The following is a 25,729-nucleotide window of genomic DNA, read 5'->3' on the forward strand; positions in this document are numbered from 1 at the left end:
TCACTAAAAATTAAATATCAAACCAACTTCAATATTGTGAGTAGATATGTCATCTGCAACAGGTATCGGAACGCTAAAGTAACGATAGCCGAGAAAGGTTTTGATTTCTGGGATTATTGAATAATCAACACCAAGTTTTATTTGATAAGCAAACCAAGGAACATTCAGTGGCATTGAATTTTGGGGTGACCCATTAATCCTTTTTAATCTAAAAACTGTTGGTCCTATACCAAGACCGATGTACGGAGCAAATTGTGTATCCTGAACGCTGGGATTATAATAGAAGTTTAACAAAAACGCAAATATACTTGCTGATTTATCAAATACCGGAGGAGAATTACTATCTTCAATATTGGCTATAGAATACGCGGCTTCAAAATCAATTTTACCATTTTCTCCAGCATAGTAACCTAAAGACATGCTGCTAAACCACTGGAAATCAATTTTACCATCAAATTGCTGTATACTTTTAATTTCATCTGCCACTATATTTTTTATTATAAAACCATAATGACTTTCAACTAAAGTTAGGACTCTCTCCCCTATTGCCTTTATACCCTTTACAAATATTTCTGAATTATCATGGTATACCTTACCACCGTTAGCGCTAACATAAAAATCAAGTTTTTTTGATTTTTCTTTTGTAGGCTCAGCTTGATCTGCAATACGTGACCACATATTTTTCTGATCAGCTACTTGGAGAATAGAAGGTTGTTCAATAGGACTATTTTCAGGTTCTTGATATTTTAAATCCTCTGTTAGTACTTCTTTTTCAGTAACCTCTTTAGAATGCATTACATCTTCATTATTGTCCGTTTCTAGTTTTAAGAGTTGTGTTCCAATAACTTGTTCAACGTGTACATAATTACCGATATAAGTAATAAAAAAATAGACACATGAAATTAAAATCAAAAATAAAGTAATAGATCTTTTAGTTATCACAAATGAACCCATAATTATCATTTATAGTATAACCATCATATCATATATTTCTTTAATGTACAAAAATTAAGAAAGAGTATTTCCAATTAAATAATTATTCTCTACGCCTGTAACATTAACTTTCACAATACTTTTAGCTTGCGCTCTTGATTCAAGCTTTATTAATGCAAAATTTTCTGCTCTACCGACATTATTTTGCTCAACCAGAACACTTTGCTTAGTGTTGATCAAGGATTGACAAAAACTGCTCATAATTTCTTTATTTACTTCTCTTAAATTTTTTACTCGTTCTTTACGCACATTCTCTGGTACTTGTGGCATTCGTGCAGCAGGTGTATTTTTCCGCTCTGAATATGGAAAAGCATGTAGGTAAACTATATTTGTTTTTTTCAGTAAATCAACTGTATCCTGAAACATTTCATCAGTTTCTGTTGGAAATCCAGCAATAATATCAGCGCCAAATGCTATATTAGGCCTCAAGCTCTTCATTTTATGACAAAATTCTATCACTTGTTCTCTGTTGTGACGACGCTTCATTCTCTTTAGTATTAAATTATTACCAGATTGTAGACTCAAATGTAAATGAGGCATAAGTCTTGACTCATTAGCTATTAAATCCATTAATTCGTCGTCAACTTCAGCAACATCGATAGAGGAAAGTCTTAGCCTCTTCAACTCTGGTATATCCTTTAAAACTCTCCTAATCATTGAACCAAGTGATGGCTTACCCAACAAATCTGTACCAAAGTCAGTAATATCAACCCCTGTAAACACTACTTCTTGATATCCATTTTCTACAAAGATCCTGATTTGCTCTATAATACTGTTTATTGGCACAGATCGATTATTCCCTCTTGCCTCAGTAATTGAACAAAATGTGCAGCTATGATTACAACCATTTTGAATTTCAATAAATGCCCTTGACTTATCTTCAAATCCATTAATTAGAACAGGTTCTACTTGGTTATCACTGACCAAGATTTTATCGTCATTTAGTAAGTAATTTTCAGCTTTTAGCTTATCTTGATTACCGAGCACTTTACTTACACCAGGAATGCTACTGTAAACTTCTGGATCCAACTGAACAGCACAACCAACTACGATAATTTCTTTATTTGGATCATTTTTGTAAATCTTACGTATCTTTTGCTTTACCTGACGTTCTGCTTCGTTTGTCACTGCACAGCTATGCACCACAACAACATTTTCTCTCTTTGCTTTTTTTAATGCTTCTTTGATTAACTCGCTCTCGTAAAAATTTAGACGACAACCAAATGTTATCACTTCATTCATGTTAGTATTTTTTGCTTTAATAGACCTAAATTATATCAAATATCCAAGCAAAGTCTCTTGCATGACTATTTTTTTGTAAATAAATGCTATGCAAGCAGCAGACACTGGGATCTCAACGATTTTCACTCAGATACAGTATCACTCCTTTGCTTATTATAGTCTTTTGACCTTTTTAAGATACAATCCGGATTGGATACTGAGTTGGTGAGTATAAAAGTATAGCTTCTACGTCATACCGCTGCGGTATCTCTTAGCCGCTAACAAGTAGCGGGATGACGATTATCGGTGAATCTAAGTTACCTTAGCTACATTTCTAGCTGTAACTATAAATGTATGGATTTTTTATCGTGCCATGTTATAATTAACGTCTTGCTAAAAATTAAATATTGATGAATGAACTAAGAAAGTTAAGTATTACACAAATGCATGACGGGCTCAAAAAAAAGAGTTTTTCTGCCGTTGAACTCGTAGAGGCGCACATCAGTGCGGTTGAAAATGAGAAATTAAATGCATTTATAACAAAAACCCCAGAGATAGCAATGAAAGCTGCTAAAGCTGCAGATGAACATTTCTCTAGGCAAAAGGATGATTTAATCTCGCCGCTCATGGGTGTACCAGTTGGCATCAAAGATCTATTCTGTACAAAAGGAATAAAAACAACAGCATGCTCAAAAATGCTGGAAAATTTCGTTCCGACTTACGAATCTACGGTGTCTGACTTGCTTTTAAAAAGTGGAGCAGCCATGCTCGGTAAGCTTAATATGGATGAATTTGCTATGGGTTCTGCGAACACAAATAGCTATTTTGGCCCTGTTGAAAATGTGTGGATTAGAAAAAGTGATGGGGAAAAAGTTGTTCCTGGTGGATCATCTGGTGGATCTGCAGCATCGGTTGCTGGATTTTTATGCGCTGGAGCGTTAGGGAGCGACACCGGTGGATCTGTACGCCAACCAGCAGCTTATTGTGGAGTAGTTGGAATAAAGCCAACTTATGGAAGATGCTCGCGTTTTGGTATGATTGCATTTGCGAGTTCTCTGGATCAAGCAGGAGTCATTACTCGTTCTGTCTCTGATTCAGCATTAATGCTGGAAGCAATTTGTGGCTATGATACAAAAGATTCAATATCGAGCGAAAAGCCAGTGCCTAAATTTTCTAGCTTTATAAATGGTGATGTCAAGGGTAAGTGTATTGGTATACCAAAAGAATATAGGATGGATGGAATTTCAGAGGAAATAGTTCATAATTGGGAAAGAGTTGCTTCCTATTTAAAAGAAAATGGCGCTGAAGTTGTTGACATTACTCTGCCACATACTAAATATGCAATACCAGTCTATTATTTAATCTGTTCTGCTGAAACTTCATCCAATCTTGCTTGTTACGATGGTGTGCGTTATGGATTAAGGGTTGATGCTGATACCCTTGAAGAAATGTATTCACTAACAAGAGCAGAAGGTTTTGGTAAAGAGGTGAAAAGAAGAATTTTAATTGGCGCTTATGCGCTTTCTTCAGGTCATTATAATGAATATTACGAAAAAGCGCAGTGCATTAGGGCATTAATCAGAAATGATTTTATAAAAGCGTTTGAAAAAATAGATTACATACTTGTGCCATCTGCTCCAACAGAAGCTTTTGGCTTAAATGAAAAGCCAGATCCGTTAATTATGTGCATCAATGATGTGTTTACTGTGCCGGCAAGTCTGGCAGGATTGCCTGCTATTTCTGTTCCTGTTGGGCTCTCCAATGAGGGTTTACCACTTGCCTTGCAAGTGATTGGAAATTATTATGATGAAGCTGGAATATTAAATGTGGCAAGTGTGATAGAGCAAAATTGCGGCAGAATAATTAGACCTCTTGCATAATCTATTTTTTGATAGTAATTTTTGCATTAAAATTTGCTTACGCTCCTCAACGTACTCTATGGTTCCATTTTTAGATGAATAGCAAAAACAGGGTATATTAATCTGTTTACAAAATTTTCGTGTAACAGTTCACACTTAATTAAACAGACTGAATTCTGTAATTTTGGGATGTTGAAAAATTTACCTCACGTTGTCATTCCAGCGCATAACGCTGAAATCCAGATTTATAGAAACGAAAAAACTTGCTTGACACATTTTGCCAACCCCCTTATTATGATGTTTAGTACAATGATACAAATTAAGAATTCCCCCATCCTGTGCTGGTTCTTCGATCTGAAATCCTACTTCTACCTGATCACAACCAATGTTAATTTGTCCTATTAATGCTTTAATAATGCCGCGCTTAGTTTGCCAATCTAGCTGTTCCAGGTTCGATTTTACACTAGAATAAAAATTCTTTATGCTATTTATAATAAGACTTATTCCTTTTTCTACTGCCTTCTGATCAACTACCTTTTTTTTCTCTTCTTCTATCCCTTGTAAGCGTTCTTTCATTTTTCTCATTGTCTGTTTAAATTCTTCCTCGCTTATATATCCTTTCTCTCCTGCATTTTCTTGACTATAATAATCTTCCATTAATTTTTCGATACCTTCTTTTATTTGATTTTCTCTTCTTGCAAACTTTTTCTCTGATGATTCATCATTTTTATTTTCTAATACTCTACGTTGGTATTCCTTTTTTATCATCTCTGGGTTTTTTAGTACATCTTTCACCTTTTCCCATACTGACCTTACCCAGAAAAAGTGGAGAGAAAGAAAGGAGTTTTTTCGGGTAAAATAAAATTTTGGAGGATTAGAAATGGCAAGAGAATATACGGCAGAATTTAAATTGGAAGCTGTTAAGCTGGCAAATGAACAAAGAAAGGTAGGTCAACCAGTTGCAAAAGTAGCAAGAGATCTAGGAATAAGGGATAGTGTATTAGGAAAATGGATGAAGAAATATAACGAAAAAAAGTCAGCGGCAAATGCATTTCCAGATGTAGCACCTTATGACAAAGAGAGATTTGATTTACAAAGCAAGAGTAACAAGGGAAAGAGACATTTAAAAAAAAGCCCTGGCCAGTCAAAAAGAGTAAAATATTTTTTCATAAAAGAGCATAGTAAACACTATAAAGTGCAGGAATTATGTAGGGTTTTCTGCTAGTGGCTACTATAAGTGGACTACAAGGAAAATAAGCAGTAGAGAATCAGCAAATAAAGAGTTATTAGCAGATATTCAAAAAATATATCAAGCTTCTAAATGTAGATATGGAGCTCCTAAAATTCATGCTGAATTAAAGGCTTTGGGTAAAAGTTGCAACTTAAAAACAGTGCAAAGTATTATGCAGAAAAATGGTATTCAGGCTATATTGAGAAGAAAATTTAAAATTAAGAAACAACAAACGGACAGTAGCTCCCAATATATTAGACCAAAACTTTATTGTCGATCAACCAAATAAAGTATGGGATTACTTATATAAAAACCAAAGAAGGATGGCTATATTTGGCAACAATAATCGATCTATATTCACGCATGGTAGTTAATGAGCAGTTCAATAAATAAACAATTGGTTATGGACTCTTTATTAATGGCCGTTAACAAGCGTAAACCTGCCAAAAATCTACTATTACATAGTGATCAAGGTTCACAATATACTTCGCAAGGTTATCAATATCTCTTATCCATAAAAAACATAGATGAGTCATAAAGGTTGTTGTTACGACAATTCTGTTGTGGAAAGCTTCTTTAGCTCATTGAAAAGAGAAATACTTATTGATACTTCACAACACTCTGCTCAACAAACTAGAACTGCAATATTTGAATACATAGAAATTTTTTATAACAAACAACGTCACTATTAACTATTGCATTCCTGAGCATTTTGATTCATCATTCTCTTTGTGAAAAACATTCCAAACTTTCTCTCCACTTTTTCTGGGTAAGGTCAGTTTCCATTTGGTTCAAACTCGGATACAATTTCCCCAGAGCTGGGTAATCTCATACCAGAACCATCTGCTGCAATAAGTCTATAGCCTCTCCAACTCAGGTTCATCCTGATAGGCTGTTTGGATGCTTAAATTCTTGAAAGCCTGTATGGCAAATCTTATACCTTGCTTTAGAAAAAGCTTGCTTTGAGGGTACATGTCAATGGCTCCATAAGTTCACATTCTATTCCCAAACTTTTTTTAACTAACTTTAAAATCATAGAAAATACTTTCGAAAAAGGAAGTTTTCTTGTTCGTGTAAAACTCAACACAATGGATTTTCTGAAAAGTTTTCGAGTATATTGCATTTTTAATTTGTAAGATAAGATCTTTTCCTTTTTGCATGCCTCACCTAAAAAAGACACATTTTAAACTTTTTTGTTGCAATAAAATAGAAACAAAAGTGCTGTCCCTTGCACTCTTTGGATAATTTAATGATAAAAAATTTGGAGAGAAATTTTATACACTATCGCTGATATTTTTCCTTAAGTTGACGCCATTGCCTGAACGGATACATGACAAATCTATCGTTTATCAAATCGTCGGTAAGCCTAAAGCTATAGCCATTAAGCACGATAAAGAAAATCATTCATAATCGCTATAGCAACTAGTGTAGACACTTGACGTTCCTTGTGATTTGATAAATAGAGGTTTTTATCTGACTTCACAACAAGGGCTTCTGGATGACTTTGAAAGTGAACATTACCATGCTTATCTTCAATAGCCTCTATTACCCCCTCACTGGAAAATGCTGCAACTTTATATCCAAGTGACTCCAATTTTCTTCTATTTTCTGGTGTATTACTTACTGCTCCTGAATGAGCATCTGGAAAATATGTTGAAAACCAACCATTTTCATCAGGTATTAGGAATTTGGCTACTACTTCTGCTAAACGACTATTTGGAACAATCTTTATCTGTTGTAAAGGCACATCTTCCTGCTTTGGATTAAGCGCTGACATTAAATGGGTCTTTTGCTGTCTTTCATAACCCGCTACTTCAATTCCTTTTGCACGCATAATGTCTTGTAACCCACCACATATGCCAAGTAAATGAATTGCAGGATTGTCATCTACTATTTTTACAATTGCTTTAGTAGCAAGATCGTTGTAAAAATCAGCAATGCGAGTTTTTGGCTGATGAAGATCATTTAGAATAAATATTCTATTTATCTTTTGCTCTTTAATGAATCGTGCAACTTCAATTTTTATTCGGTCTAGTGCTAGCGCCAACACTTCATCTTGTTTTGCAAAGATAAGCGACTTTTCTTGGATTCCTGTTAGGTTAATTATTTTATTGTAATCAATGAGTAAGGTTTTAACTCCAAAATTATTGAATATCTCATAAATTTGAGATACCTCACGCCCAAATGCTCCTTCCTTTTTCAACAAACCAACAACTATGTCATTATTTACTGTATTTTCTGCCGTCAAGACAGTTGACGCTGGTTCTTCTTTTCTGGTTACATGTTGAGATGCCGGTTTTTCACTAACGCCAGCATAAGTAATATTGCTTAATAATAGAACTATAATTAATAAGATATTAAATATTCTGCTATAATATCTATACATGTAGTTTACCCTCTCAACACTTATATCAATATCATAACATATTATAGAACGTTTTACAACAAAAAGGTAAATTTGGTAAGAAAGAGAAGGTGGCCTGAGCAGGAATCGAACCAGCGACACAAGGATTTTCAGTCCTTTGCTCTACCAACTGAGCTATCAGGCCAACTGTATACTTTTATTTTTAGATAAAAAATGTTATTATGTCTATCAAAAGTTTTTAAAGTAGTTTATAAAAATAAAGGATGAACATTAATGACAAAATAGGAATCTACCCTGGCACATTTGACCCTATAACTTTTGGGCATATTGACATAATCAAAAGAGCGTGTAAACTAGTCGATAAATTAATAATAGGAGTTGCAGAAAACGTTAATAAGCATACTGCCTTTGACACAAAGCTACGCACAAGCATGGCTGAAAATGAAATCAAAGGACTAGGAATTGATGCAGATGTTATATCTTTTAATGGGTTGCTAGTGAAGTTTGCCAAAGAGCAGAATGCTTCTGTTATTATTAGAGGATTAAGAGCAGTGTCGGATTTTGATTACGAGTTTCAAATGAGTTGGGTAAATTATAAACTTCTTCCTGAAATCGAAACCATATTTCTTCCCGCTTCTGAAGATACTCAATTTATCTCATCAAGCTTTGTAAAGGAAATAGCAAGATTAGGAGAAGATGTTAGCAAATTTGTATCAAAAGGTGTTCAAAACGAATTGATTAACCTGAATAGGATAAAAAATGGAGAATAGTGCTTGTTGTTTTTTATTTCTGAATGGGTATATTCAATATATAAAATGTTATAAGCTAAAGGAGCAGCATGTCAAAAGTGAGGGTTAATAATAGAAAAGTTTGTTGTCATGGTGATGAGAATGATGAGGGTTCCGGCCATCCATTAATATATTTAGATATGGGAGAAAAAGAGGAAATAGCCTGCCCTTATTGTGAAAAGACGTTTGTCCATGACTGCACTGTAGAAGCGGTTGGGGAGCTGACTAGGGATGAGCTCTAATGGCACTTCTGCAGACTTAGCTTATGTAAATAGCAATAAGAGGGGCAGTAAAAATGAAACTGTCCATACGGTCGAGCACTCCCCCATGGCCAGGTATCATATTTCCACTATCTTTAACACCGTAAGCTCTTTTAACAAGCGACTCAGTGAAATCGCCAAGTTGCGCTAGAATAGCAATTGCAAGGCCAATGATTGGAGAATAAAAAATTGAAAATAGACCAAAAAATATTGATCCAAAAATTGTGCACACTACTCCAGCTAAAATCGCACCAAGAAGTCCTGTCCAAGTTTTTCCAGGGCTAAGAATTGGGCAAATTTTAGCTCCACCAAAATTCTTGCCAAATAGGTAGGCAGTAACGTCAATTCCCCAAATGGTTAAGACGAACCATACTAATGCGTATTTTCCCTGTGGTAGATTATATAAATATATTAATGAGGCGCTTGGTAGTGCAATCAATAATAATGCAAAAACGTATAAAATTTTATTTCCTTGGGTTAGATTATACCATTCAAAAGAAGATAAAACTGCTATTGAAAAAATCAATAGGTAAAACGATAAATCACTAAAATATGTAGCAAAGGAAAATATGAATAATATTACTATTGAGGACAACATTCTAATTATAAAATTATTATCTACCATATTTTTTCTCTCTTTTTGTATAATCTTCTAATGCTTTACTCAAATCTTGACAAGAAAAATCAGGCCATAAAGTATCACAAAAATACAATTCAGCATAAGCTGCTTGCCATAATAAAAAGTTGCTTAACCTTTTTTCGCCGCCAGTGCGAATTAATAAATCCAATTTTGGCAAATCTTTAGTATACAGAAATTTTTCAAATTCCTCTTCTGATACATAAGCAATATTTTCTTTTATAATATTGCTTATAGCTTGTGTAATTTCTTGCTTTGCTCCGTAACTGACTGCCACAGTGAGTAATAAACCATCGTTCTTATGTGTCATTTCTTCTGCTTTTTTAATTTGATCCAATATTTTACTGGATAACAGACTTAAATTGCCAATAAAATTCAACTTAATGTTACAGTTGCAAATGAAATTGACTTTATCTTCATTAGTTAAAACGGAGTAAAATAAATCAAATAGACAGTCAGTTTCGTTTTTGGGTCTAAGCCAATTCTCCATAGAGAATGCATACAAAGTTAAGTAGGGTATGGTTAGGTCCGTACAATACTTGGCAATATCGTATGCAACTTCACTGCCCTTTTTATAACCATCAATTTTTACTCTTCCTTGATTGTTTGCCCATCTACCATTACCATCCATAATAATTGCTAAATGTTTCGGTAAAGATTCTTGATTCAACATTTAAATTTAACCTAATTTTGACTTGAGTGAAATTTTTTGGATTTCAATGGACACCTGGAAGGTGTCAGCTACTTGCATGACAGGAAGAGAGTTACTGTAGTGACACCAATAGTTGATACTTGAATGCAAAATTGGTGTCATCCCAGTGCTCCGACACTGGGATCCAGGAAATTTGATTTCAAACAGTGCATCAGATAGTTGTATAGTAAAGACTGGATTCCAGTGTCAAGCACTGGAATGACATCATTTGCTATGTAAGCTTTCTCCATATCATTTAGTGATTCAGTATATCCTTTTCTTTGATGGACAATTCACCATCAATTTTTTTTATATTATTATCAGTAATATTTTGTATTTCCTTTTTAGCACCATGAAAATCATCTTCTGAGATTTCTTTATTTTCCTTCATTTTTTCTGTTTCTTCCATAATATCTCTACGTATATTTCTAATGGCAATCCGTGCATTTTCAGCAAACTGATGCAATAATTTCACTAATTTTTCACGGGTTTCTTGTGTTAAGTCCGGAAGAGCTATACGTATGGTATTGCCCTCAACAACAGGATTTAAATTCAAGTTGGCATTTAATATAGCATTTTTCACTTCACCGACAACATTAATATCCCAAATTTTAATTGATAGAGTTTTGTTATCTATAACCGAAACACCTGCAACCTGATTTAACTTTTGATGTCCACCATAGATATTTACAACTATACCATCAAGCAACGATGCGCTAGCTCTACCAGTGCGTACGCCTTTAATATCATCATGAAAGGACTGAATAGTTTTTAGCATTCTTTCTTTTGTTTTAGCTTTTATTTCATTTAACATAAATTACCTAATGTTTACAATCTGAAACTATAGTATAAGTACCTTGACCCTTAATAATATTGACTATTTTTTCTCCCTTCAAAGAAAAAACTATAATTGGAATAGAATTCTCACGAGCAAGTGAAATTGCTGATGCATCCATAACTTTTAAATCACGAGTCAATAAATCCGTGTAAGAAAGCCTATCATACATTACAGCATCCTCATTTTTTTTCGGATCAGCGGAGTATACACCATTTACTTGCGTACCCTTTAGAATAACATCACAATTCATTTCAACAGCACGTAAGGCTGCAGCTGTATCTGTAGTAAAAAATGGGTTGCCTGTGCCTGCTGCAAAAATTACCACTCTACCTTTTTCTAAATGACGAATAGCTTTCCTTCTTATGTAAGGTTCACATACAGTGGCCATGGGTATTGCAGATAATACCCTAGAAGCTATTAAATTTTTTTCTAAAAAGTTTTGTAAAATTAAAGCATTGATTATAGTTGCAAGCATTCCAATATAATCACTACTTGCTCTTTCACAGCCACTTAAAGACGCAGATGTGCCACGAAAGATATTACCACCACCAACAACAATACATACCTGAACTCCAAGCCTGTTAATATCAGCTATATCTTTGCACAATTGGCTTATTATTCCCATATCATAGCCAAAAGACTGTGACCCCATTAAAGCTTCACCAGAAATTTTAAATAACACTCTGGAATATTTTATTTCGCTTTTTTCATTTATTGAGGGAAACATTTTTTACCATTTAGTTTGCACCACCCAAAACAAGTAACTTGTAATTAGATAATTTAATAGCACTCATCTCGCTTGATTTTATAAAATCAGAAACCTTCATTTTATCATCCTTTATGAACTTTTGTTCTAGTAAAACAACTTCTTCATAGTACTTAGCCATTCGTCCATCTACTATTTTTTTTGCTACTTCTTCAGGTTTATTTAAGCCCCTCACTTGCTCTTCAATTATAGAACGTTCATTTTTCAACTTCATTTGATCTAAATCATCTATAGACAAAGCTTCAGGCTTCATAGCAACTACATGCATAGCTATTTGTTTCCCAATCTCTTGTAGCTTCGCCTTATCACCAGATGATTGCAATGCAATTAAAGCACCAATCTTACCTAAGCCACACACATCACCATGTACGTAGCCAGCAATAACTCCATCCTTAGCTTCTAAGTAACAAAGCTTGCTTAACTCTAGCTTCTCACCAAGAACTGATATACCATTCATAATAGCTTCCTGCACTGTGCCAATGCTTTCATACTTGGCATTTTTTAACTCATCAACGCTAGTACAGCGTTCTTGATGAGCAATTGATGCTAAATTTGAAACTAACTCTATAAATTTCTCATTCCTTGCAACAAAATCGGTTTCGCAATTGAGTTCAATCAATACACCACAATTTTCAGTCAAACACATAGCAACGAGCCCATCTGAAGCTACTCTATCAGATTTTTTGTCAGCTTTAGCAAGACCTATTGTACGTAACTTATCAACGGCTTTCTTGATGTCACCATCACATTCTTCCAATGCTTTTTTACAGTCACTTAAGCCAAGCCCTGTTCTATCACGTAATTCTCTTATATCATCTGGATTCATCTTCATTTGTTACTACCTCCCTTTCTTCTTCTTTGTAAACTTTACTACGTCTCCTTTTAGTTTGCACAATACCATCTTCTTTTTCTTGAATAAACTCATCACCCCTTATATCATCAATCTTAACTCCAGATTTTGCTAGACTAGACTCTATTCCAGCTAATATAGAGTCGGTAACTAATTTACAATAGAGCTCTATTGATTTTCTTGAGTCATCATTTCCAGGTATTAGATAAGTAATACCATCTGGATCAGAATTAGTATCAAGTATTGCAACTATTGGAATTCCTAACTTCTTAGCCTCCTTAACCGCTATATGCTCTTTATTAGTATCAATGATGAATAAGATATCAGGAATTGCTCCCATTTCTCTAATACCGCCAAGCGCCTTATCAAGCTTTTGCTTTTTCTTTTCAATGTTTCCCAATTCTTTCTTTGTTAAAATGCTATCCTCGTCATTTAATATTTTCTCATATTGCATCAAGGTTTTTATCGAAGAAGAAACAGTGCCCCAATTAGTAAGCATACCACCAAGCCAACGATGATTCACATAATATTGACCACAACGAATCGCTTCACTTGCAATAATATCAAAAGCTTGAAACTTTGTACCAACAAATAGAATGCGACCACCTTGAAATGCAACGTCATATAAAGCCTTCATGGCCACCTGTAGCAATGGTAGTGTTTTTCGCAAATCAATTATATGTATACGATTTTCTTGATGCACTCCATATATGTATGGAGCCATTTTTGCGTTCCAGCGACTAATTTTGTGACCAAAATGTACACCAGATTCAGCTAAATCACGCACAGTGACTTTAGGCAAATTTGTCATATATCATTCCTCCAAATAGTTTATCTTCCATGGCATAACCCTAATGGGACTACTTGTACAAGCCATGTGTGAAATTAAATTATTTACATAGTAATAGAAAAGACAGCAAAGCGCAAACAAAAAATATTGACAAAGGGCAACATGTTTATTAGCTTTAAAGTTGAAGCCCGAAAACGCTAAAAAGAAATTAGGGGGGTGTAGCTCAGTTGGTTAGAGCGCATGCCTGTCACGCATGAGGTCGTGAGTTCAAGTCTCATCACTCCCGCCATATTAGTTTTAGCATAACTTAGAATTCGCAGTATTATTGCCGGCATTGAGAAACGCCTTCACCAAACTTGACATGGCATGGTATTGTAATTAATACTTAAATAGGTTTGTTTTTATCATTAACAATTAGGATTAAATATGCTCATTTCTGAAGTTTTTGCAGCAGATGCAACTAGCAATACATCAAGTATCGGCGCATCTTTTGCTAGTTTTACTCCATTGATTTTAATATTTGTGGTATTTTATTTTCTCATTATTCGCCCGCAACAAAAAAAACTAAAAGAACATAGAAAGATGATAGATCAAATAAAACGTGGTGATACAGTCATTACTTCTGGTGGAATAATAGGTGAAGTTAATAAAGTTGATGAGGCAAATGCACAATTTATAATAGAAATAGCACCAAAAGTTGAGATAAAAGTTCTAAAGTCCGCTATATCTGAGGTTTTAAGCAAAGAAACTCAAAAAGTAGCAGCTAAACCAATTAAAAAGGTAAAATCGAAAGAATGATAAAAAGAATATAAATCAACCAGTAATAAAGGCAAAAATGCTTAACATGTTTAGAAAAAAGTTTGTTTGGTGATCCATTTGTGTGCGGAATATTTGGTGTAGTAAGTAGCGGTGATTCAGTAATACCAACCTTACTAACTGGGTTACAAAAATTGGAATATAGGGGATATGATTCCTCAGGTATAGCAATCATAAATAACGAAGGTAAGATAGAAGTCAAAAAATCAGAAGGTAAAGTCGAAAGGTTATGTGAAGTTGTTGATGACAGCAAGATGTCTCACAGTACAGTTGGTATAGCACATACTCGCTGGGCTACACATGGAGTCCCAGGCCTTAAAAATGCTCACCCCATTCGTACAAATAACGTTGTTGTTGCTCATAACGGCATAATTGAGAATTACAATCTGCTAAAAAAGGGCCTAGAAGAAAGGGGCATGTCATTCCATACTGACACTGACACAGAGATCATACCAAACATGCTAACCTTATATCTCGATGAAGGATTGTCGCCAGTTGATTCTCTATTTAAGTGTTTAAACAACCTACACGGCTCATTTGCCTTGGTCTTATTATTTGCAGAATATCCAGACGCCTTATTTGTTGCGAAGAGAAATTTGCCTTTAGCAATAGGCTATAACTGTAACACAGTGTTTGCTGCATCTGACTCTAATGCTTTAAGTGCATTTGTGGAAAAAATATCGCATTTGGAAGATGATGACATTGCAGTGATAAAATCTAGTGGAGTTAGTATATACAACAATGGTACACAAGTTAAACGCAGTATAGAAAATAGTAGTCCAAGTGATTTTCTAATTAGCAAAAATGGTTACCCTAGCTTCATGTTAAAAGAGATTTTTGAGCAACCGCGTGCATTAAACAAAACAATAAATCAATTTTACAAGCAATATAAAGAGGTAATATTTGCTAACAAAAAATTGTTTTCTGAGCTGAGTTACATTACTATAGTTGGATGCGGGTCATCTTATTTTGCTGGGCTAATAGCAAAGTATTGGCTGGAAAATGTCGCTCAAGTTCGAGTATATCTAGAAATCTCATCAGAATTTAGGTATAGCAACGTCAAGCTGGAAGAAGGCAGCATTGGGTTATTTATCTCTCAATCTGGCGAAACTGCAGATACCATAGAAGCGCTGCGTTATGCGAAATTACAGAAGCAAACAATCATAAGTATAACTAATACATTTAGCAGCAGCATTGAAAAGATCTCAGATATTGTGTTACATACTCTTGCTGGGCAAGAAATTGGTGTTGCTTCAACAAAAACCTTTTCTGCGCAACTTGCAACTTTAGCATGCTTTGCCGCGGAGCTTGGAAAAATAAAAGGTATACTGGGTGGAGAGAGAATAAAACAGCTAAGCAACGCTATTAACTCTATTCCCAAGTATGTTGAGCATGTTTTAAATGTGATGAAAATACAACATATATCAGGCAGCATATTAGAACACAATAACGTTATTTTAATTGGCAGAGGAAGTTCATACGGAGTTGCAATGGAAGGCGCATTGAAAATAAAAGAGCTTTCATACATCAATACCATTGGTATTGCAGCGGGAGAAATGAAGCATGGTTCTATTGCTTTAATAGACTCTACTGTGCTTGTTATAGCAATTATCCCTTATGATGATTTATTCTTTAAAACGCTATCTAATATACAAGAGATTATTGCAAGAAAAGGCAAAGTAATTGCCTTCAGTGATAAACAAGGAGCGCCATTCCTAAGGGGAGTTTGCGCAGATGTGGTGCAACTTCCAGACACTGATAATTTTATCTCTCCAATCATCTACAGTGTTGCTATGCAATTCCTTGCTTACTTTACTGCAGCAAAAAAAGGGTTAGATGCAGATTGTCCAAGAAATTTAGCTAAGTCTGTCACGGTTGAGTAGTCCATTTAAAGTTAAAGCTAAACTTCTAATTAAGGTAACCAGACTGCATTCTGTGATTTTTAGCAAAACACGATACACAATCGTCATTCCGCTACTAGTTAGCGGAATCTATGCCGAGATACCGCGAATGAATCGCGGTATGAAGGTTCGCGGTGGTATGACGGTTAAGTAATTCGTCATCCCGCTGCTTGTTAGCGGGATCTAGAGATACCGCGGCGGTATGACGGTTCGCGGCGGCATAGCTATCTTCAAAAATATGGTTGAATAATTGTTAATAATAGTGTATAATTATTAATATTTTTAAGCACTTTGGCTATGGCTTTATCTAAGTTTCTCGACCCTAAGCTGGATTTGACCTTCAAAAAAATATTTGGCACTGAAAAAAATAAGAATATTCTCATACATTTTTTGAATGATATTTTAGGGTTTACTGAGATAAATACTATACAAGAAGTGGAATTCCTCAGTACTATAATGGATCCTGAAATTGCATCTGATAAACAAAGTATAGTTGATGTTCTTTGCAGGGATTCTAGTGGGGTCAGGTATGTGATTGAAATGCAGCTTACTCGCGATAAAGGCTTCGAAAAACGAGCTCAATTATATGCTGCTAAGGCTTACTCAAGGCAAGCTGATAAATCTGGTAAGTACATTGATTTAAAGAAGGTTTTCTTTATTGCTATCTCTAATTGTAATTTATTTCCTGATAAGCTTGATTATATATCCAGCCACACTATAAGAGATGAGAAAACCAATGAGCATGACTTAAAAGATTTTCAATTTGTATTTATTGAACTACCTAAATTTCCTAAGAATAAGGAAGAACAGCTAGAAAGCATAGTGGATCGTTGGTTATTTTTCTTCAAATATGCAGATGAAACTACGGAAGAAGACTTAAGGAAAATAGCAGAAAAAGCACCAATAATAAAGTTAGCCTACGATGAATTAGACAGGTTTAGCTGGAATGAAAAAGATTTAGTAGCTTATGAAGAAAGAATAATGGATCTACGCAAAGAAGAAGCCATTCTTGAATACAGACTTGATCTTGCTACTGAAAAAGGCATCCAAATTGGCGAAGAAAGAGGCATCAAAATCGGTAAAGAGGAAGGCAAAATTGAAGGGAAAATTGAAGGGAAAATTGAAGTCGCAAAAGCAATGCTGGCTAATAATGTTGATGTTAACACTATTGTCAAATTTACTGGCCTTTCTATTAGTGAGATTGAAGAATTAAGTGTGAACAATTACTAATTAAGAACTTTAATTATCAATCATAAGTCACTGAATTTCGTTAGTAAATTTGTTGCCATTATCCATATTGCACAATTGTATATAAGATATAGTATAACAATAGTGTCCGTTCAGCTATAGCATTTCTCATAATAGTCCAAACAGGTCATAGGAAGGCAGAATCAACAGCACGAAGAAAGGATTCGAATAGAGGAATGTTTTTCCTGGCTCTGTTTTTTATAGCAAACCAATGATGCTCAATTTTGTTGAAATCTGGAGAATAAGGCGGCAGATACAAAATTTCTGCACCAACCCCTTTAGCAAGCTCGATAATCTTATCAGACTTATGAAAAGTAGCATTGTCAAGAATGACAGTCTGTCCAGGTTCCAAGATCGGTGTCAAAAATTGCTCAAACCATCCATTAAAAACATCCATATTACAGTGGCCTTCAAAGGTTAACGGAACAACTATCTTTCTTCCACTTAAGGCTGCAACCATACTGATTCGTTGAGTTTTCTTTCCAGATTTTAAGGCATAAAACCGCTGTCCTTTCTGGCAATATCCGTAGGGGTAGTCTTCGGTGTTATCAATGCCAGACTCATCTATATACACTAAGTTTTTAGGTTCTTTTGTCGCTATAATTTTCAAAAATTCAGCACGTTTTTCTTCGTTTCTTTCCTTGTATCCATATGTCTTTTTTTGCGCGTAAATCCAATTTTTTTAAGGGCTCGATAGATCGTTTGGATACTAACGTTGTTCCAAAGTTTAGCCATTTCCGATAGAGTCTTTCCTCCGTGTTCTCTGGCAAATTTGGCAAAGGTATCCCAGTCGGTAATTTTGTGATTGTAACCCCCATTTCCAAGTTTTTTTGATTGAAAGTCTCCTGTTTCTTTTCTTCTTTGCTGCCACTCCCATAAAGTAGTTCGTCCAATCTTAAATCTTGCTGCCACTGTTTCTCTGCTTTCTCCTTCGTCTAGCGCTTCCATTGCTTTTTTTCTTAAATCATAACTATATGCTGCTGGCATTCAACCTCCTTATCATCATCTATCCTTATCCTATCACATCCGGACTTTTATCGAAAGAGCTATAACTTTCTCACCACTAAAATTAAATATAGCATTTTCTATCTTCTCCTGGATTGAGTTAGCAGAGTGTTGCTGTTTTTGCCAACCAGAGAAATTACTACCATTATATTCTACCGTTATTTTGTATCGCACTGCATTACATCAAGCTCTATCTAAAATAGTCATTTTCTATCTTAACATAATTTATGGTCAAGCCTACAGTGCTGCCACTCCCATAAAGTAGTTCGTCCAATCTTAAATCTTGCTGCCACTGCTTCTCTGCTTTCTCCTTCGTCTAGCGCCTCCATTGCTTTTTTTCTTAAATCATAACTATATGCTGCTGGCATTCAACCTCCTTATCATTATCTATCCTTATCACATCCGGACTTCTATGAAAAGAGCTATAATACCAATTCCCACTGCACAACAAACGGATAGGCAACAATGGAAAAAAAGCCATACTATTGCCTTTCTTTCTCACTCCACAATTAAATAACTCTGCAATATCGCTTATTTGATTCACTAATAATGAGAATTGGTATAACTTTGCTATTTTTCTCTCTAGATTCTTGCAAAGTTCTACAAGATTAACCACATTACCTCACGTTTTCTCTATGATTATTTTTTTAGATTACTTGTCTACCTTATTTGCCGTTCTCCTGAACGAATATACATAAGCTATAAAAACTATCTAATAGCTACCCAAAACCCTTATTTCCCACTCAAGTTCAACATTAAATTTATCCTTTACTGCATCTTTTACTTTGTTGCCAAGGTTTTCCAAGTCAGATGCAGTTGCATTATCGTAATTGAGCAAGAAGTTACAATGTTTCTTAGAGATTCTAGCTCCACCAATATTTAACCCTAGGCAGCCAGATTTATCAATTAACTCCCATGCTCGGTAGTTTTTTGGATTTTTGAATATGCACCCAGCAGTTTTTCCTCTTATTGGCTGGCTTTTATTTTTCCTCTCAATAACTTCCTTTAACCTTTGCAGTATAAGCTCATACTCTGAGTTTACTCCTTTAAACTCAGCTTCAACAAAAATCCAATTTCCTTTTAGGCTATGTCCACGGTAAAAATACCCCATTTCTTCGCTGGAGAACTCATATAGGTTTCCATCCTCTAGATTCACTGCTTTTATGGATTGTACAACGCTTGCGATGTCACTACCATACGCACCTGCATTCATTTCTATTCCGCCACCAACTGTTCCTGGAATTCCAACTAGAAACTCAAGTCCACTAATTTGTTGCTCTCCTGCAAAGTAAGCAAGGTTCCTGAGCAGCGCAGCACCACCTGCAACAATGGAGTTGTTACCTTTACTTTTTATATATGAAAATTCCTTACCCAATTTTACTATTATTCCTCGAATGCCACTATCACGCACTATTATGTTGGATGTTGCACCGATAACGTTGATTGGCAACTCAGTGTTTTTAATCAAGCATGTTAAATCTTCAATATCACGTGGTTTAAATAATATATCAGCTCGTCCACCGACATTTAACCACGTTGCTTTAGACATTAAGATGTCATAACGATAGACTCCACGTACTTTAGGTAAGCTTATAAGCATTTTGATTTCAACTCTAACCCTGCATCCATACCCATTTTCTCCGCATCTTCTATAAATGAAGTGCGCTCAGTGAAGTATATATTTTTTTCATCTGCCAACATACAACGAAGATGTAGCATATTTTCGCTCACATATTCAGCCAAAGCTGCAAGTGGTGTAAAACATGAACCATTCACTGTCTTCATAAAACTGCGCTCTGATTTCACTCTTATAAAAGACATATTATTATTAATTTTCTCTAAAAGATCGATAATTTTTACATCATTCCTTCTACATTGAATACAAATCGCTCCCTGTCCCACTGCACTTAACATAACTTTTGGTGGCAATACCTCTGTAATTAAGTGATGTTTTTCTAATTTTATGAGCCCTGCTTCAGCTAAAATTATTCCATCAAAACTTTGATTTTGCAATCTAGTTGTTACATTTCCACGTAACGGTACTATATTTAAATCTGGTCTAAAATTTAGTAACTGAACTTTTCTTCTTATTGCAGAAGTGGCAATAATAGCCTGTTGTGGCAAAGACTCAAGGCTATTGTGTTTATGAGAAATAAACGCATCGCATGGACTTAGCCTTTCTAAAACACAAGGAATTGTTAAGCCCCCTGAGAAAAACGCAGGCACATCCTTTAACGAATGAACTGCCATATCTATATTATTTTCGAGCAATTCAGCCTCAATTTCTTTAATGAATAATCCTTTACCTCCTATTTCAGCAAGATTTGCGTTTGCATACTTATCTCCAGAAGTTTTTATCTTAACAATTTCAATAGATAAGTTAGGAAAAGAGTCCAGCAACTTTTGTTTTGCTTCCAAAGCCTGGGCAACTGCAAGCTTGCTTCCTCTGGTACCTATTTTGACTAGCATATGTACGACTGTTTGAATACCAAACCTTAACCTAATTAATTATTTAAACACTTTGGTAACGTGTATCGCATGAACTTCGGTTACCCTCTCTCTGATGTCATCCGAGTAGCTGACTACTTGGATCCAGTTTATATGAGCCTTTGCATTTATTGTACTTTAACTTAAAACCAAAAGCAACTTTGCCTTTACAAAATAATAACCTTTTATATGCATAAATAAGCTTACTGGATTCTAGTGTCAAGCTACTTGCATGACAAGGTATAAACCTTATCGTCATACCACCGCGAACCGTCATACCGTCACGGTATCTCTAGATCCCGCTAACACGTAGCGGGATGACGAATTATTTAACCGTCATACCGCGATTCATTCGCGGTATCTCTAGATCCCGCTAACAAGCAGCGGGATAACGGTTGTCGTTTAGCTATAAATATTAAAAAATTTACCAAGCGAAAAAAAAGGCAAAAGAAGCCCCGTGGTGGTTGGCTATTTACTATGTACTAAAATATCGGCGTTTTTTTTATTCTAAAACGCTTGATTAAGAGCGATTTAGCTGCTTTTAACTTGCAACTAACCTACACCGCAAGTGTTTAAGAAATTTACTAAGCAGGAAAAAAGGCAAAGAAACCCCGTAGTAGCTAGCATTCAAATTCTCCCTTGTCAATTTGACGTTTTTTGCTGTCTTAAACGCTTTGTAAGCGCGTTTCGGCTTATATAGGTAAAAACCTAAAAATTTTTAAAGACATGCGATGCACGTAGTGCGAAAAATTAAACATGAGACGCCAAATACCCTAAGTTTTTTGTCATTAACCTGCACAGATTGCGAAGATAAATAAATAGCTTCAGTACCATGATAGGGGGGCTGACAAAGCTTGTCAAGGAATTTTTATGGCCTAGCGTCACGTGCTGGAATGACATTTGGGAATATGTTATCCGTTTGTCACTTCTAAATGATAAGAGCCTCAATGAATTTATTAGTTTATTACATGTCTCTTTTCATGTATAAATCTATAGAAAGTTTTATACGGAAGTTGTTTTATGAGCAAAATTATAGAAATCAGAGCACCAAAAACTCTTGGTGGTGAATCAGTTACAGAAGGTATAGTAAAAATAAAGAAGGGTATTGGAGAAGCAGTAAAAGTAGATGACTTGATCTTTGAAATTGAAACTGACAAAACAGCACTCGAATTAACTGCAGAAGCTTCAGGGCAAATAACTGAATTTCTTATAAAAGAAGATGATGTAATAAGTCCTGATCAATTGTTAGCAAAGCTTTCCATGGGAGAAGTAAAAGAGGAAGCGAGAAAAGAAGATAAAAGCGAAAGTGCTGCTAAAAAAGATGCTCCATCAGCTCGTAAAATTATGGAAGAAAATGCAATCAGTGCAGAAAGCGTCAAAGGAACTGGCATGGGAGGCAGAATAACAAAAGCAGATGTGATAGGCCATATGAACAAAGCTGAACAACCTGCAATAAAACAATATGAATTGCCAAAAAGTGTAGTAAATGGAGAGCAAAGAGAGGAACGAGTAAAAATGAGCAAAATAAGGCAAGTAATTGCCGCTCGTTTGAAAGCATCGCAAAATACTGCTGCAATACTGACCACGTTCAATGAAATTGACATGAAAAATGTCATGGATCTAAGAGCAAAATATAAGGACGCCTTTGAAAAAAAATATGGAATAAAACTTGGTTTTATGTCGTTTTTTATAAAGGCAGCGGTGCAAGCATTGAAAGAAATTGCTGAAATTAACGCTGAAATCTCAGGCGATGAAATCATATATAAACATTACTATGACGTAGGTGTTGCTGTTGGCACCGATAAAGGTCTTGTTGTACCAGTTATTCGGGGTGCCGATCAGATGTCATTTGCAGAAATTGAGTTAACTTTAGTTGCTCTTGGCAAAAAAGCTCGTGAGGGTAAATTACAAGTATCAGAAATGGAAGGTGCAACATTTACCATCTCAAACGGTGGAGTATACAGTTCACTTCTTTCCACTCCGATAATAAACCCTCCGCAATCTGGAATACTTGGAATGCATTCAATACAAAACAGGCCAGTTGCTGTTGGTAATGCAGTAGAAATCAGACCTATGATGTACATTGCTCTCTCTTACGATCACAGAATAGTTGACGGCAAAGGAGCAGTAACTTTCCTCGTTAAAATAAAAAATTACATAGAAGATCCAAACAGATTAGTTTTGGAAGTGTAGCTCAAATGAGTTGTTGTTAGTCTAGTATTGCTCAAAACCTAAACTTTGTCTAATTCTGCCAGCAGTTTAGCAACTTCAGAAATGATTAGGACTCTGATGTTCCTTAAAGATAGATACAGCCCGTGCAAACGACTCCTGTTGTTTCTTGTGGTCACCTAAGGTACCATAAACTTCACATAAGTCTGCCAGTAGTTTGGCAACTTCCGGATGATCAGGGCCGTAATGTTCTTCAAAAATAGGAAAGGCCTGTTCAAGCAGCTCCTTTTTTTCCTTATGGTCACCTAAATCCCCATGAGTGCCACCGTGGCTTACCAGTAGCTTAGCAACTTGAATATGACCAGAACCATAGTGTTTCTCAAAAACAGGTGAAACCCGCTCAAACAACTCTTTAGCTTTCTGAGGATTATAGCTCTTTCGATAAAAGTCCGGATGTGATAGGATAAGGATAGATGATGATAAGGAGGTTGAATGCCAGCAGCATATAGTTATGATTTAAGAAAAAAAGCAATGGAAGCGCTAGACGAAGGAGAAAGCAGAGAAACAGTGGCAGCAAGATTTAAGATTGGACGAACTACTTTATGGGAGTGGCAGCAAAGAAGAAAAGAAACAGGAGACTTTCAATCAAAAAAACTTGGAAATGGGGGTTACAATCACAAAATTACCGACTGGGATACCTTTGCCAAATTTGCCAGAGAACACGGAGGAAAGACTCTATCGGAAATGGCTAAACTTTGGAACAACGTTAGTATCCAAACGATCTATCGAGCCCTTAAAAAAATTGGATTTACGCGCAAAAAAAGACATATGGATACAAGGAAAGAAACGAAGAAAAACGTGCTGAATTTTTGAAAATTATAGCGACAAAAGAACCTAAAAACTTAGTGTATATAGATGAGTCTGGCATTGATAACACCGAAGACTACCCCTACGGATATTGCCAGAAAGGACAGCGGTTTTATGCCTTAAAATCTGGAAAGAAAACTCAACGAATCAGTATGGTTGCAGCCTTAAGTGGAAGAAAGATAGTTGTTCCGTTAACCTTTGAAGGCCACTGTAATATGGATGTTTTTAATGGATGGTTTGAGCAATTTTTGACACCGATCTTGGAACCTGGACAGACTGTCATTCTTGACAATGCTACTTTTCATAAGTCTGATAAGATTATCGAGCTTGCTAAAGGGGTTGGTGCAGAAATTTTGTATCTGCCGCCTTATTCTCCAGATTTCAACAAAATTGAGCATCATTGGTTTGCTATAAAAAACAGAGCCAGGAAAAACATTCCTCTATTCGAATCCTTTCTTCGTGCTGTTGATTCTGCCTTCCTATGACCTGTTTGGACTATTATGAGAAATGCTATATTTATCAATTCAACATTAAAAGGGTGTTCTTTTATTTTATCAATAAGATCAGAAAACTCTTTTACAATTACGTTGTACAGTTCTCCTTCTATTTCGTTATACACTTTATAAGCCTCACAATAAAAATTGAATATAAAAATTATTACTAATGTGGTATAATTATTATGAAAAAGCGTGCTATGCTTTAACAATAAGCTAGTATATAAATATGGGGCTGTAAATCAAAAATTTTAGCAATCTAAAGAAATTTTACTATTACCTTCTATATTGAATTCTCTACAAAGATCAGCAGACAAGTTCATGCTTTCCCAAGAAAATCCACCGTCCCTTTCCGACTGTTTACCAAAATGTCCATAACAGGCTGTACGTTTATATATAGGATGATTAAGCGATAAATGCTTGATTATGCCTTTTGTTGATAAATCTATATTATTCTCGATAAACTTTTTAATTACTCTTTCCTCTACCTTATTCGCACCAAATGTATCAATATAGAATGAAGTAGGTTTTGATACACCAATTGCATAAGAAAGCTGCACAAGACAACGTTCAGCCAAACCTGCAAAGACAATATTTTTAGCAAGATATCTTGCCATATAAGCCGCAGATCTATCAACTTTGGTTGCATCTTTTCCGGAAAACGCTCCTCCACCGTGTGGAATATAACCTCCATAAGTATCAACCATAATTTTTCGTCCGGTTAATCCACAATCACTAACCGGTCCACCAATAACAAATCTACCAGTTGGATTGACTAAGAGATTTTCCTCAGAACACATCCATCCTTCAGGTAAAGATGAAACTATGTAAGGGTAAATTATTTCTTTTACTTTTGATTGATCCAAATCCTCAGGGTGCTGTATTGAGACAATAATACTTTCAGCACGTACCGGGAGGTTATTCTCATATGCCAAAGTGATTTGTGACTTTGCATCTGGACCAAGTTTTGCTTCTTTAACTGCGCTCATGATATTTTTCAGAATCGAGTGTGCATAAAAAATGGGTGCCGGCATAAGGTTTTCTGTCTCTGTTGTTGCATAGCCATACATTATGCCCTGATCTCCAGCACCTTGATCCAACCCTATTGCAATGTCATTTGATTGCTCATGCAGCAATATATTTACTTTCACTTTTCTCCAGTGGAACCCATCGTGCTTGTAACCAATATCTTTTATTGTATTCCGTACAATACTTTCAATCCTGCTATTTTTGATGTTAGGCCCAAACACTTCCCCAGCTATAATAACGTTATCTTTGGTGACTAAAGTCTCTATTGCAGCTCGCGCAAAAGGATCAGTAAAAAGGTACTCATCAAGTATTGCATCTGAAATTTGATCTGCTACTTTATCTGGATGACCAGCCGCCACTGATTCACTGGTTACTAAATTTTTATATAAACTCATGTTTTTGCTTATACAATATCAAAACCGCT

At 35.4% G+C, this 25,729-nt stretch carries 25 protein-coding genes, 2 tRNA genes and 4 pseudogenes; 10 read left to right on the top strand and 21 right to left on the bottom strand.

Annotation, left to right across the window (positions count from 1 at the left end; translation table 11 throughout):
• Positions 1 to 3 precede the first annotated feature (3 nt).
• Positions 4 to 963, bottom strand: coding sequence for a P44/Msp2 family outer membrane protein (locus tag OOL03_RS02620; protein WP_264707581.1), 960 nt, complete (start codon positions 961 to 963; stop codon positions 4 to 6).
• Positions 964 to 1,008: 45 nt separating this feature from the next.
• A complete protein-coding gene (mtaB, locus tag OOL03_RS02625; protein ID WP_077188084.1) occupies positions 1,009 to 2,235 on the bottom strand; it encodes a tRNA (N(6)-L-threonylcarbamoyladenosine(37)-C(2))-methylthiotransferase MtaB in 1,227 nt (408 codons plus the stop codon).
• Positions 2,236 to 2,624: 389 nt separating this feature from the next.
• Here mtaB and gatA point away from each other — a divergent pair, with 389 nt between their 5' ends.
• A complete protein-coding gene (gene gatA, locus OOL03_RS02630) occupies positions 2,625 to 4,094 on the top strand; it encodes an Asp-tRNA(Asn)/Glu-tRNA(Gln) amidotransferase subunit GatA (protein ID WP_264705071.1) in 1,470 nt (489 codons plus the stop codon).
• A gap of 180 nt (positions 4,095 to 4,274) precedes the next feature.
• Here gatA and OOL03_RS02635 read toward each other — a convergent pair whose 3' ends face one another.
• Entirely contained in the window at positions 4,275 to 4,868 is a 594-nt protein-coding gene (locus OOL03_RS02635) for a hypothetical protein (protein ID WP_264707582.1), read from the bottom strand.
• 85 nt (positions 4,869 to 4,953) lie between these two features.
• Between OOL03_RS02635 and OOL03_RS07140 the strand changes: the two are divergent.
• Positions 4,954 to 6,039, top strand: a pseudogene (locus OOL03_RS07140) (IS3 family transposase).
• Positions 6,040 to 6,085: 46 nt separating this feature from the next.
• Here the strand turns inward: OOL03_RS07140 and OOL03_RS02655 are convergent.
• The 3 genes and pseudogenes from OOL03_RS02655 to OOL03_RS02665 form a co-directional block, all read right to left on the bottom strand.
• Positions 6,086 to 6,464 (bottom strand): annotated as a pseudogene (locus tag OOL03_RS02655) (IS4-like element ISWosp8 family transposase); the annotation flags it as partial.
• Between the two features lie 221 nt (positions 6,465 to 6,685).
• A complete protein-coding gene (locus tag OOL03_RS02660; protein WP_264707665.1) occupies positions 6,686 to 7,690 on the bottom strand; it encodes a gamma-glutamyl-gamma-aminobutyrate hydrolase family protein in 1,005 nt (334 codons plus the stop codon).
• 90 nt (positions 7,691 to 7,780) lie between these two features.
• Positions 7,781 to 7,853, bottom strand: a tRNA-Phe gene (locus OOL03_RS02665).
• Between the two features lie 79 nt (positions 7,854 to 7,932).
• On the opposite strand from OOL03_RS02665, the gene coaD reads away from it, so the two are divergent.
• On the top strand, positions 7,933 to 8,439 hold the full coding sequence (gene coaD, locus OOL03_RS02670; protein ID WP_015589048.1) for a pantetheine-phosphate adenylyltransferase: 507 nt from the start codon (positions 7,933 to 7,935) through the stop codon (positions 8,437 to 8,439).
• A 68-nt stretch (positions 8,440 to 8,507) separates the two neighbouring features.
• A complete protein-coding gene (locus OOL03_RS02675; protein WP_182160113.1) occupies positions 8,508 to 8,699 on the top strand; it encodes a zinc-finger domain-containing protein in 192 nt (63 codons plus the stop codon).
• Positions 8,700 to 8,715: 16 nt separating this feature from the next.
• Here the strand turns inward: OOL03_RS02675 and OOL03_RS02680 are convergent, their stop codons facing one another.
• From OOL03_RS02680 to rpsB, 6 genes are all read right to left on the bottom strand, one after another.
• Positions 8,716 to 9,342: a phosphatidate cytidylyltransferase gene (locus tag OOL03_RS02680; RefSeq protein WP_015589049.1), complete on the bottom strand. Its 627-nt coding sequence runs from the start codon at positions 9,340 to 9,342 to the stop codon at positions 8,716 to 8,718.
• Positions 9,332 to 10,027 carry a polyprenyl diphosphate synthase gene (gene uppS, locus OOL03_RS02685; protein ID WP_174515980.1) on the bottom strand — a complete coding sequence of 232 codons (696 nt, stop codon included), beginning with the start codon at positions 10,025 to 10,027 and terminating at the stop codon, positions 9,332 to 9,334. The genes OOL03_RS02680 and uppS overlap by 11 nt, the downstream gene beginning before the upstream one ends.
• A gap of 274 nt (positions 10,028 to 10,301) precedes the next feature.
• On the bottom strand, positions 10,302 to 10,859 hold the full coding sequence (gene frr, locus OOL03_RS02690; RefSeq protein ID WP_007549203.1) for a ribosome recycling factor: 558 nt from the start codon (positions 10,857 to 10,859) through the stop codon (positions 10,302 to 10,304).
• Positions 10,860 to 10,866: 7 nt separating this feature from the next.
• On the bottom strand, positions 10,867 to 11,610 hold the full coding sequence (gene pyrH / locus OOL03_RS02695) for a UMP kinase (protein ID WP_007549204.1): 744 nt from the start codon (positions 11,608 to 11,610) through the stop codon (positions 10,867 to 10,869).
• A 10-nt stretch (positions 11,611 to 11,620) separates the two neighbouring features.
• Positions 11,621 to 12,481 (bottom strand): translation elongation factor Ts, encoded by an 861-nt coding sequence (tsf, locus tag OOL03_RS02700; RefSeq protein WP_264707584.1) that lies wholly within the window; start codon positions 12,479 to 12,481, stop codon positions 11,621 to 11,623.
• On the bottom strand, positions 12,462 to 13,310 hold the full coding sequence (gene rpsB, locus OOL03_RS02705) for a 30S ribosomal protein S2 (RefSeq protein WP_264707585.1): 849 nt from the start codon (positions 13,308 to 13,310) through the stop codon (positions 12,462 to 12,464). Before rpsB ends, tsf begins: the two co-directional genes overlap by 20 nt.
• Positions 13,311 to 13,501: 191 nt before the next feature.
• On the opposite strand from rpsB, the gene OOL03_RS02710 reads away from it, so the two are divergent.
• The 4 genes from OOL03_RS02710 (at position 13,502) to OOL03_RS02725 (ending at position 17,236) form a co-directional block, all read left to right on the top strand.
• Positions 13,502 to 13,578 (top strand) — tRNA-Asp (locus OOL03_RS02710).
• A gap of 137 nt (positions 13,579 to 13,715) precedes the next feature.
• On the top strand, positions 13,716 to 14,087 hold the full coding sequence (gene yajC / locus OOL03_RS02715; protein WP_015589055.1) for a preprotein translocase subunit YajC: 372 nt from the start codon (positions 13,716 to 13,718) through the stop codon (positions 14,085 to 14,087).
• A gap of 80 nt (positions 14,088 to 14,167) precedes the next feature.
• Positions 14,168 to 15,988, top strand: a complete 1,821-nt coding sequence (gene glmS, locus OOL03_RS02720) for a glutamine--fructose-6-phosphate transaminase (isomerizing) (protein WP_264707666.1) — start codon at positions 14,168 to 14,170, stop codon at positions 15,986 to 15,988.
• Between the two features lie 315 nt (positions 15,989 to 16,303).
• Positions 16,304 to 17,236, top strand: a complete 933-nt coding sequence (locus OOL03_RS02725; RefSeq protein ID WP_264707586.1) for an Rpn family recombination-promoting nuclease/putative transposase — start codon at positions 16,304 to 16,306, stop codon at positions 17,234 to 17,236.
• A 145-nt stretch (positions 17,237 to 17,381) separates the two neighbouring features.
• On the opposite strand, the gene OOL03_RS02730 is transcribed toward OOL03_RS02725, so the two are convergent.
• From OOL03_RS02730 to OOL03_RS02760, 7 genes and pseudogenes are all read right to left on the bottom strand, one after another.
• Positions 17,382 to 18,241 (bottom strand): IS630 family transposase gene (locus OOL03_RS02730; RefSeq protein ID WP_264707034.1). Its coding sequence is split into 2 segments (ribosomal slippage): positions 17,382 to 17,917 and positions 17,917 to 18,241, totalling 861 coding nucleotides; the frame shifts between segments, so codons are not numbered across the junction.
• Between the two features lie 75 nt (positions 18,242 to 18,316).
• Positions 18,317 to 18,433, bottom strand: a pseudogene (locus OOL03_RS02735) (tRNA pseudouridine(38-40) synthase TruA); the annotation flags it as partial.
• Between the two features lie 71 nt (positions 18,434 to 18,504).
• Positions 18,505 to 18,627: pseudogene (locus OOL03_RS02740) on the bottom strand (IS630 transposase-related protein); the annotation flags it as partial.
• Complete coding sequence (locus OOL03_RS02745) at positions 18,600 to 18,875, bottom strand: hypothetical protein (protein WP_264707587.1); 276 nt, start codon at positions 18,873 to 18,875, stop codon at positions 18,600 to 18,602. The gene OOL03_RS02745 and the pseudogene OOL03_RS02740, both read right to left, overlap by 28 nt.
• A 96-nt stretch (positions 18,876 to 18,971) precedes the next feature.
• Complete coding sequence (murB, locus tag OOL03_RS02750; RefSeq protein WP_236515092.1) at positions 18,972 to 19,859, bottom strand: UDP-N-acetylmuramate dehydrogenase; 888 nt, start codon at positions 19,857 to 19,859, stop codon at positions 18,972 to 18,974.
• Positions 19,850 to 20,728 (bottom strand): hydroxymethylbilane synthase, encoded by an 879-nt coding sequence (hemC, locus tag OOL03_RS02755; RefSeq protein WP_264707588.1) that lies wholly within the window; start codon positions 20,726 to 20,728, stop codon positions 19,850 to 19,852. Before hemC ends, murB begins: the two co-directional genes overlap by 10 nt.
• Before the next feature lie 97 nt (positions 20,729 to 20,825).
• Positions 20,826 to 21,005 (bottom strand): hypothetical protein, encoded by a 180-nt coding sequence (locus tag OOL03_RS02760; RefSeq protein ID WP_264707589.1) that lies wholly within the window; start codon positions 21,003 to 21,005, stop codon positions 20,826 to 20,828.
• Between the two features lie 761 nt (positions 21,006 to 21,766).
• On the opposite strand from OOL03_RS02760, the gene odhB reads away from it, so the two are divergent.
• Entirely contained in the window at positions 21,767 to 22,939 is a 1,173-nt protein-coding gene (gene odhB, locus OOL03_RS02765) for a 2-oxoglutarate dehydrogenase complex dihydrolipoyllysine-residue succinyltransferase (protein ID WP_264707590.1), read from the top strand.
• Positions 22,940 to 23,014: 75 nt separating this feature from the next.
• Here odhB and OOL03_RS02770 read toward each other — a convergent pair whose 3' ends face one another.
• Positions 23,015 to 23,323 carry a tetratricopeptide repeat protein gene (locus OOL03_RS02770; RefSeq protein WP_264707591.1) on the bottom strand — a complete coding sequence of 103 codons (309 nt, stop codon included), beginning with the start codon at positions 23,321 to 23,323 and terminating at the stop codon, positions 23,015 to 23,017.
• Between the two features lie 84 nt (positions 23,324 to 23,407).
• Between OOL03_RS02770 and OOL03_RS02775 the strand changes: the two genes are divergently transcribed.
• Positions 23,408 to 24,267 (top strand): IS630 family transposase gene (locus tag OOL03_RS02775; protein WP_264707034.1). Its coding sequence is split into 2 segments (ribosomal slippage): positions 23,408 to 23,732 and positions 23,732 to 24,267, totalling 861 coding nucleotides; the frame shifts between segments, so codons are not numbered across the junction.
• A 260-nt stretch (positions 24,268 to 24,527) separates the two neighbouring features.
• On the opposite strand, the gene metK is transcribed toward OOL03_RS02775, so the two are convergent.
• On the bottom strand, positions 24,528 to 25,700 hold the full coding sequence (gene metK / locus OOL03_RS02780) for a methionine adenosyltransferase (protein WP_264705554.1): 1,173 nt from the start codon (positions 25,698 to 25,700) through the stop codon (positions 24,528 to 24,530).
• Positions 25,701 to 25,729: the final 29 nt, after the last annotated feature.

The sequence above is a fragment of the Wolbachia endosymbiont (group A) of Acrocera orbiculus genome, assembly GCF_947250015.1.
GTDB lineage: Bacteria > Pseudomonadota > Alphaproteobacteria > Rickettsiales > Anaplasmataceae > Wolbachia > Wolbachia pipientis.

Coding starts and splice junctions, on each gene's coding strand:
- OOL03_RS02620 (WP_264707581.1), bottom strand. CDS start 963: ATGATAATTATGGGTTCATTTGTGATAACTAAAAGATCTATTACTTTA.
- mtaB (WP_077188084.1), bottom strand. CDS start 2,235: ATGAATGAAGTGATAACATTTGGTTGTCGTCTAAATTTTTACGAGAGC.
- gatA (WP_264705071.1), top strand. CDS start 2,625: ATGAATGAACTAAGAAAGTTAAGTATTACACAAATGCATGACGGGCTC.
- OOL03_RS02660 (WP_264707665.1), bottom strand. CDS start 7,690: ATGTATAGATATTATAGCAGAATATTTAATATCTTATTAATTATAGTT.
- coaD (WP_015589048.1), top strand. CDS start 7,933: ATGAACATTAATGACAAAATAGGAATCTACCCTGGCACATTTGACCCT.
- OOL03_RS02675 (WP_182160113.1), top strand. CDS start 8,508: ATGTCAAAAGTGAGGGTTAATAATAGAAAAGTTTGTTGTCATGGTGAT.
- OOL03_RS02680 (WP_015589049.1), bottom strand. CDS start 9,342: ATGGTAGATAATAATTTTATAATTAGAATGTTGTCCTCAATAGTAATA.
- uppS (WP_174515980.1), bottom strand. CDS start 10,027: ATGTTGAATCAAGAATCTTTACCGAAACATTTAGCAATTATTATGGAT.
- frr (WP_007549203.1), bottom strand. CDS start 10,859: ATGTTAAATGAAATAAAAGCTAAAACAAAAGAAAGAATGCTAAAAACT.
- pyrH (WP_007549204.1), bottom strand. CDS start 11,610: ATGTTTCCCTCAATAAATGAAAAAAGCGAAATAAAATATTCCAGAGTG.
- tsf (WP_264707584.1), bottom strand. CDS start 12,481: ATGAAGATGAATCCAGATGATATAAGAGAATTACGTGATAGAACAGGG.
- rpsB (WP_264707585.1), bottom strand. CDS start 13,310: ATGACAAATTTGCCTAAAGTCACTGTGCGTGATTTAGCTGAATCTGGT.
- yajC (WP_015589055.1), top strand. CDS start 13,716: ATGCTCATTTCTGAAGTTTTTGCAGCAGATGCAACTAGCAATACATCA.
- OOL03_RS02725 (WP_264707586.1), top strand. CDS start 16,304: ATGGCTTTATCTAAGTTTCTCGACCCTAAGCTGGATTTGACCTTCAAA.
- murB (WP_236515092.1), bottom strand. CDS start 19,859: ATGCTTATAAGCTTACCTAAAGTACGTGGAGTCTATCGTTATGACATC.
- hemC (WP_264707588.1), bottom strand. CDS start 20,728: ATGCTAGTCAAAATAGGTACCAGAGGAAGCAAGCTTGCAGTTGCCCAG.
- OOL03_RS02760 (WP_264707589.1), bottom strand. CDS start 21,005: ATGACGATAAGGTTTATACCTTGTCATGCAAGTAGCTTGACACTAGAA.
- odhB (WP_264707590.1), top strand. CDS start 21,767: ATGAGCAAAATTATAGAAATCAGAGCACCAAAAACTCTTGGTGGTGAA.
- metK (WP_264705554.1), bottom strand. CDS start 25,700: ATGAGTTTATATAAAAATTTAGTAACCAGTGAATCAGTGGCGGCTGGT.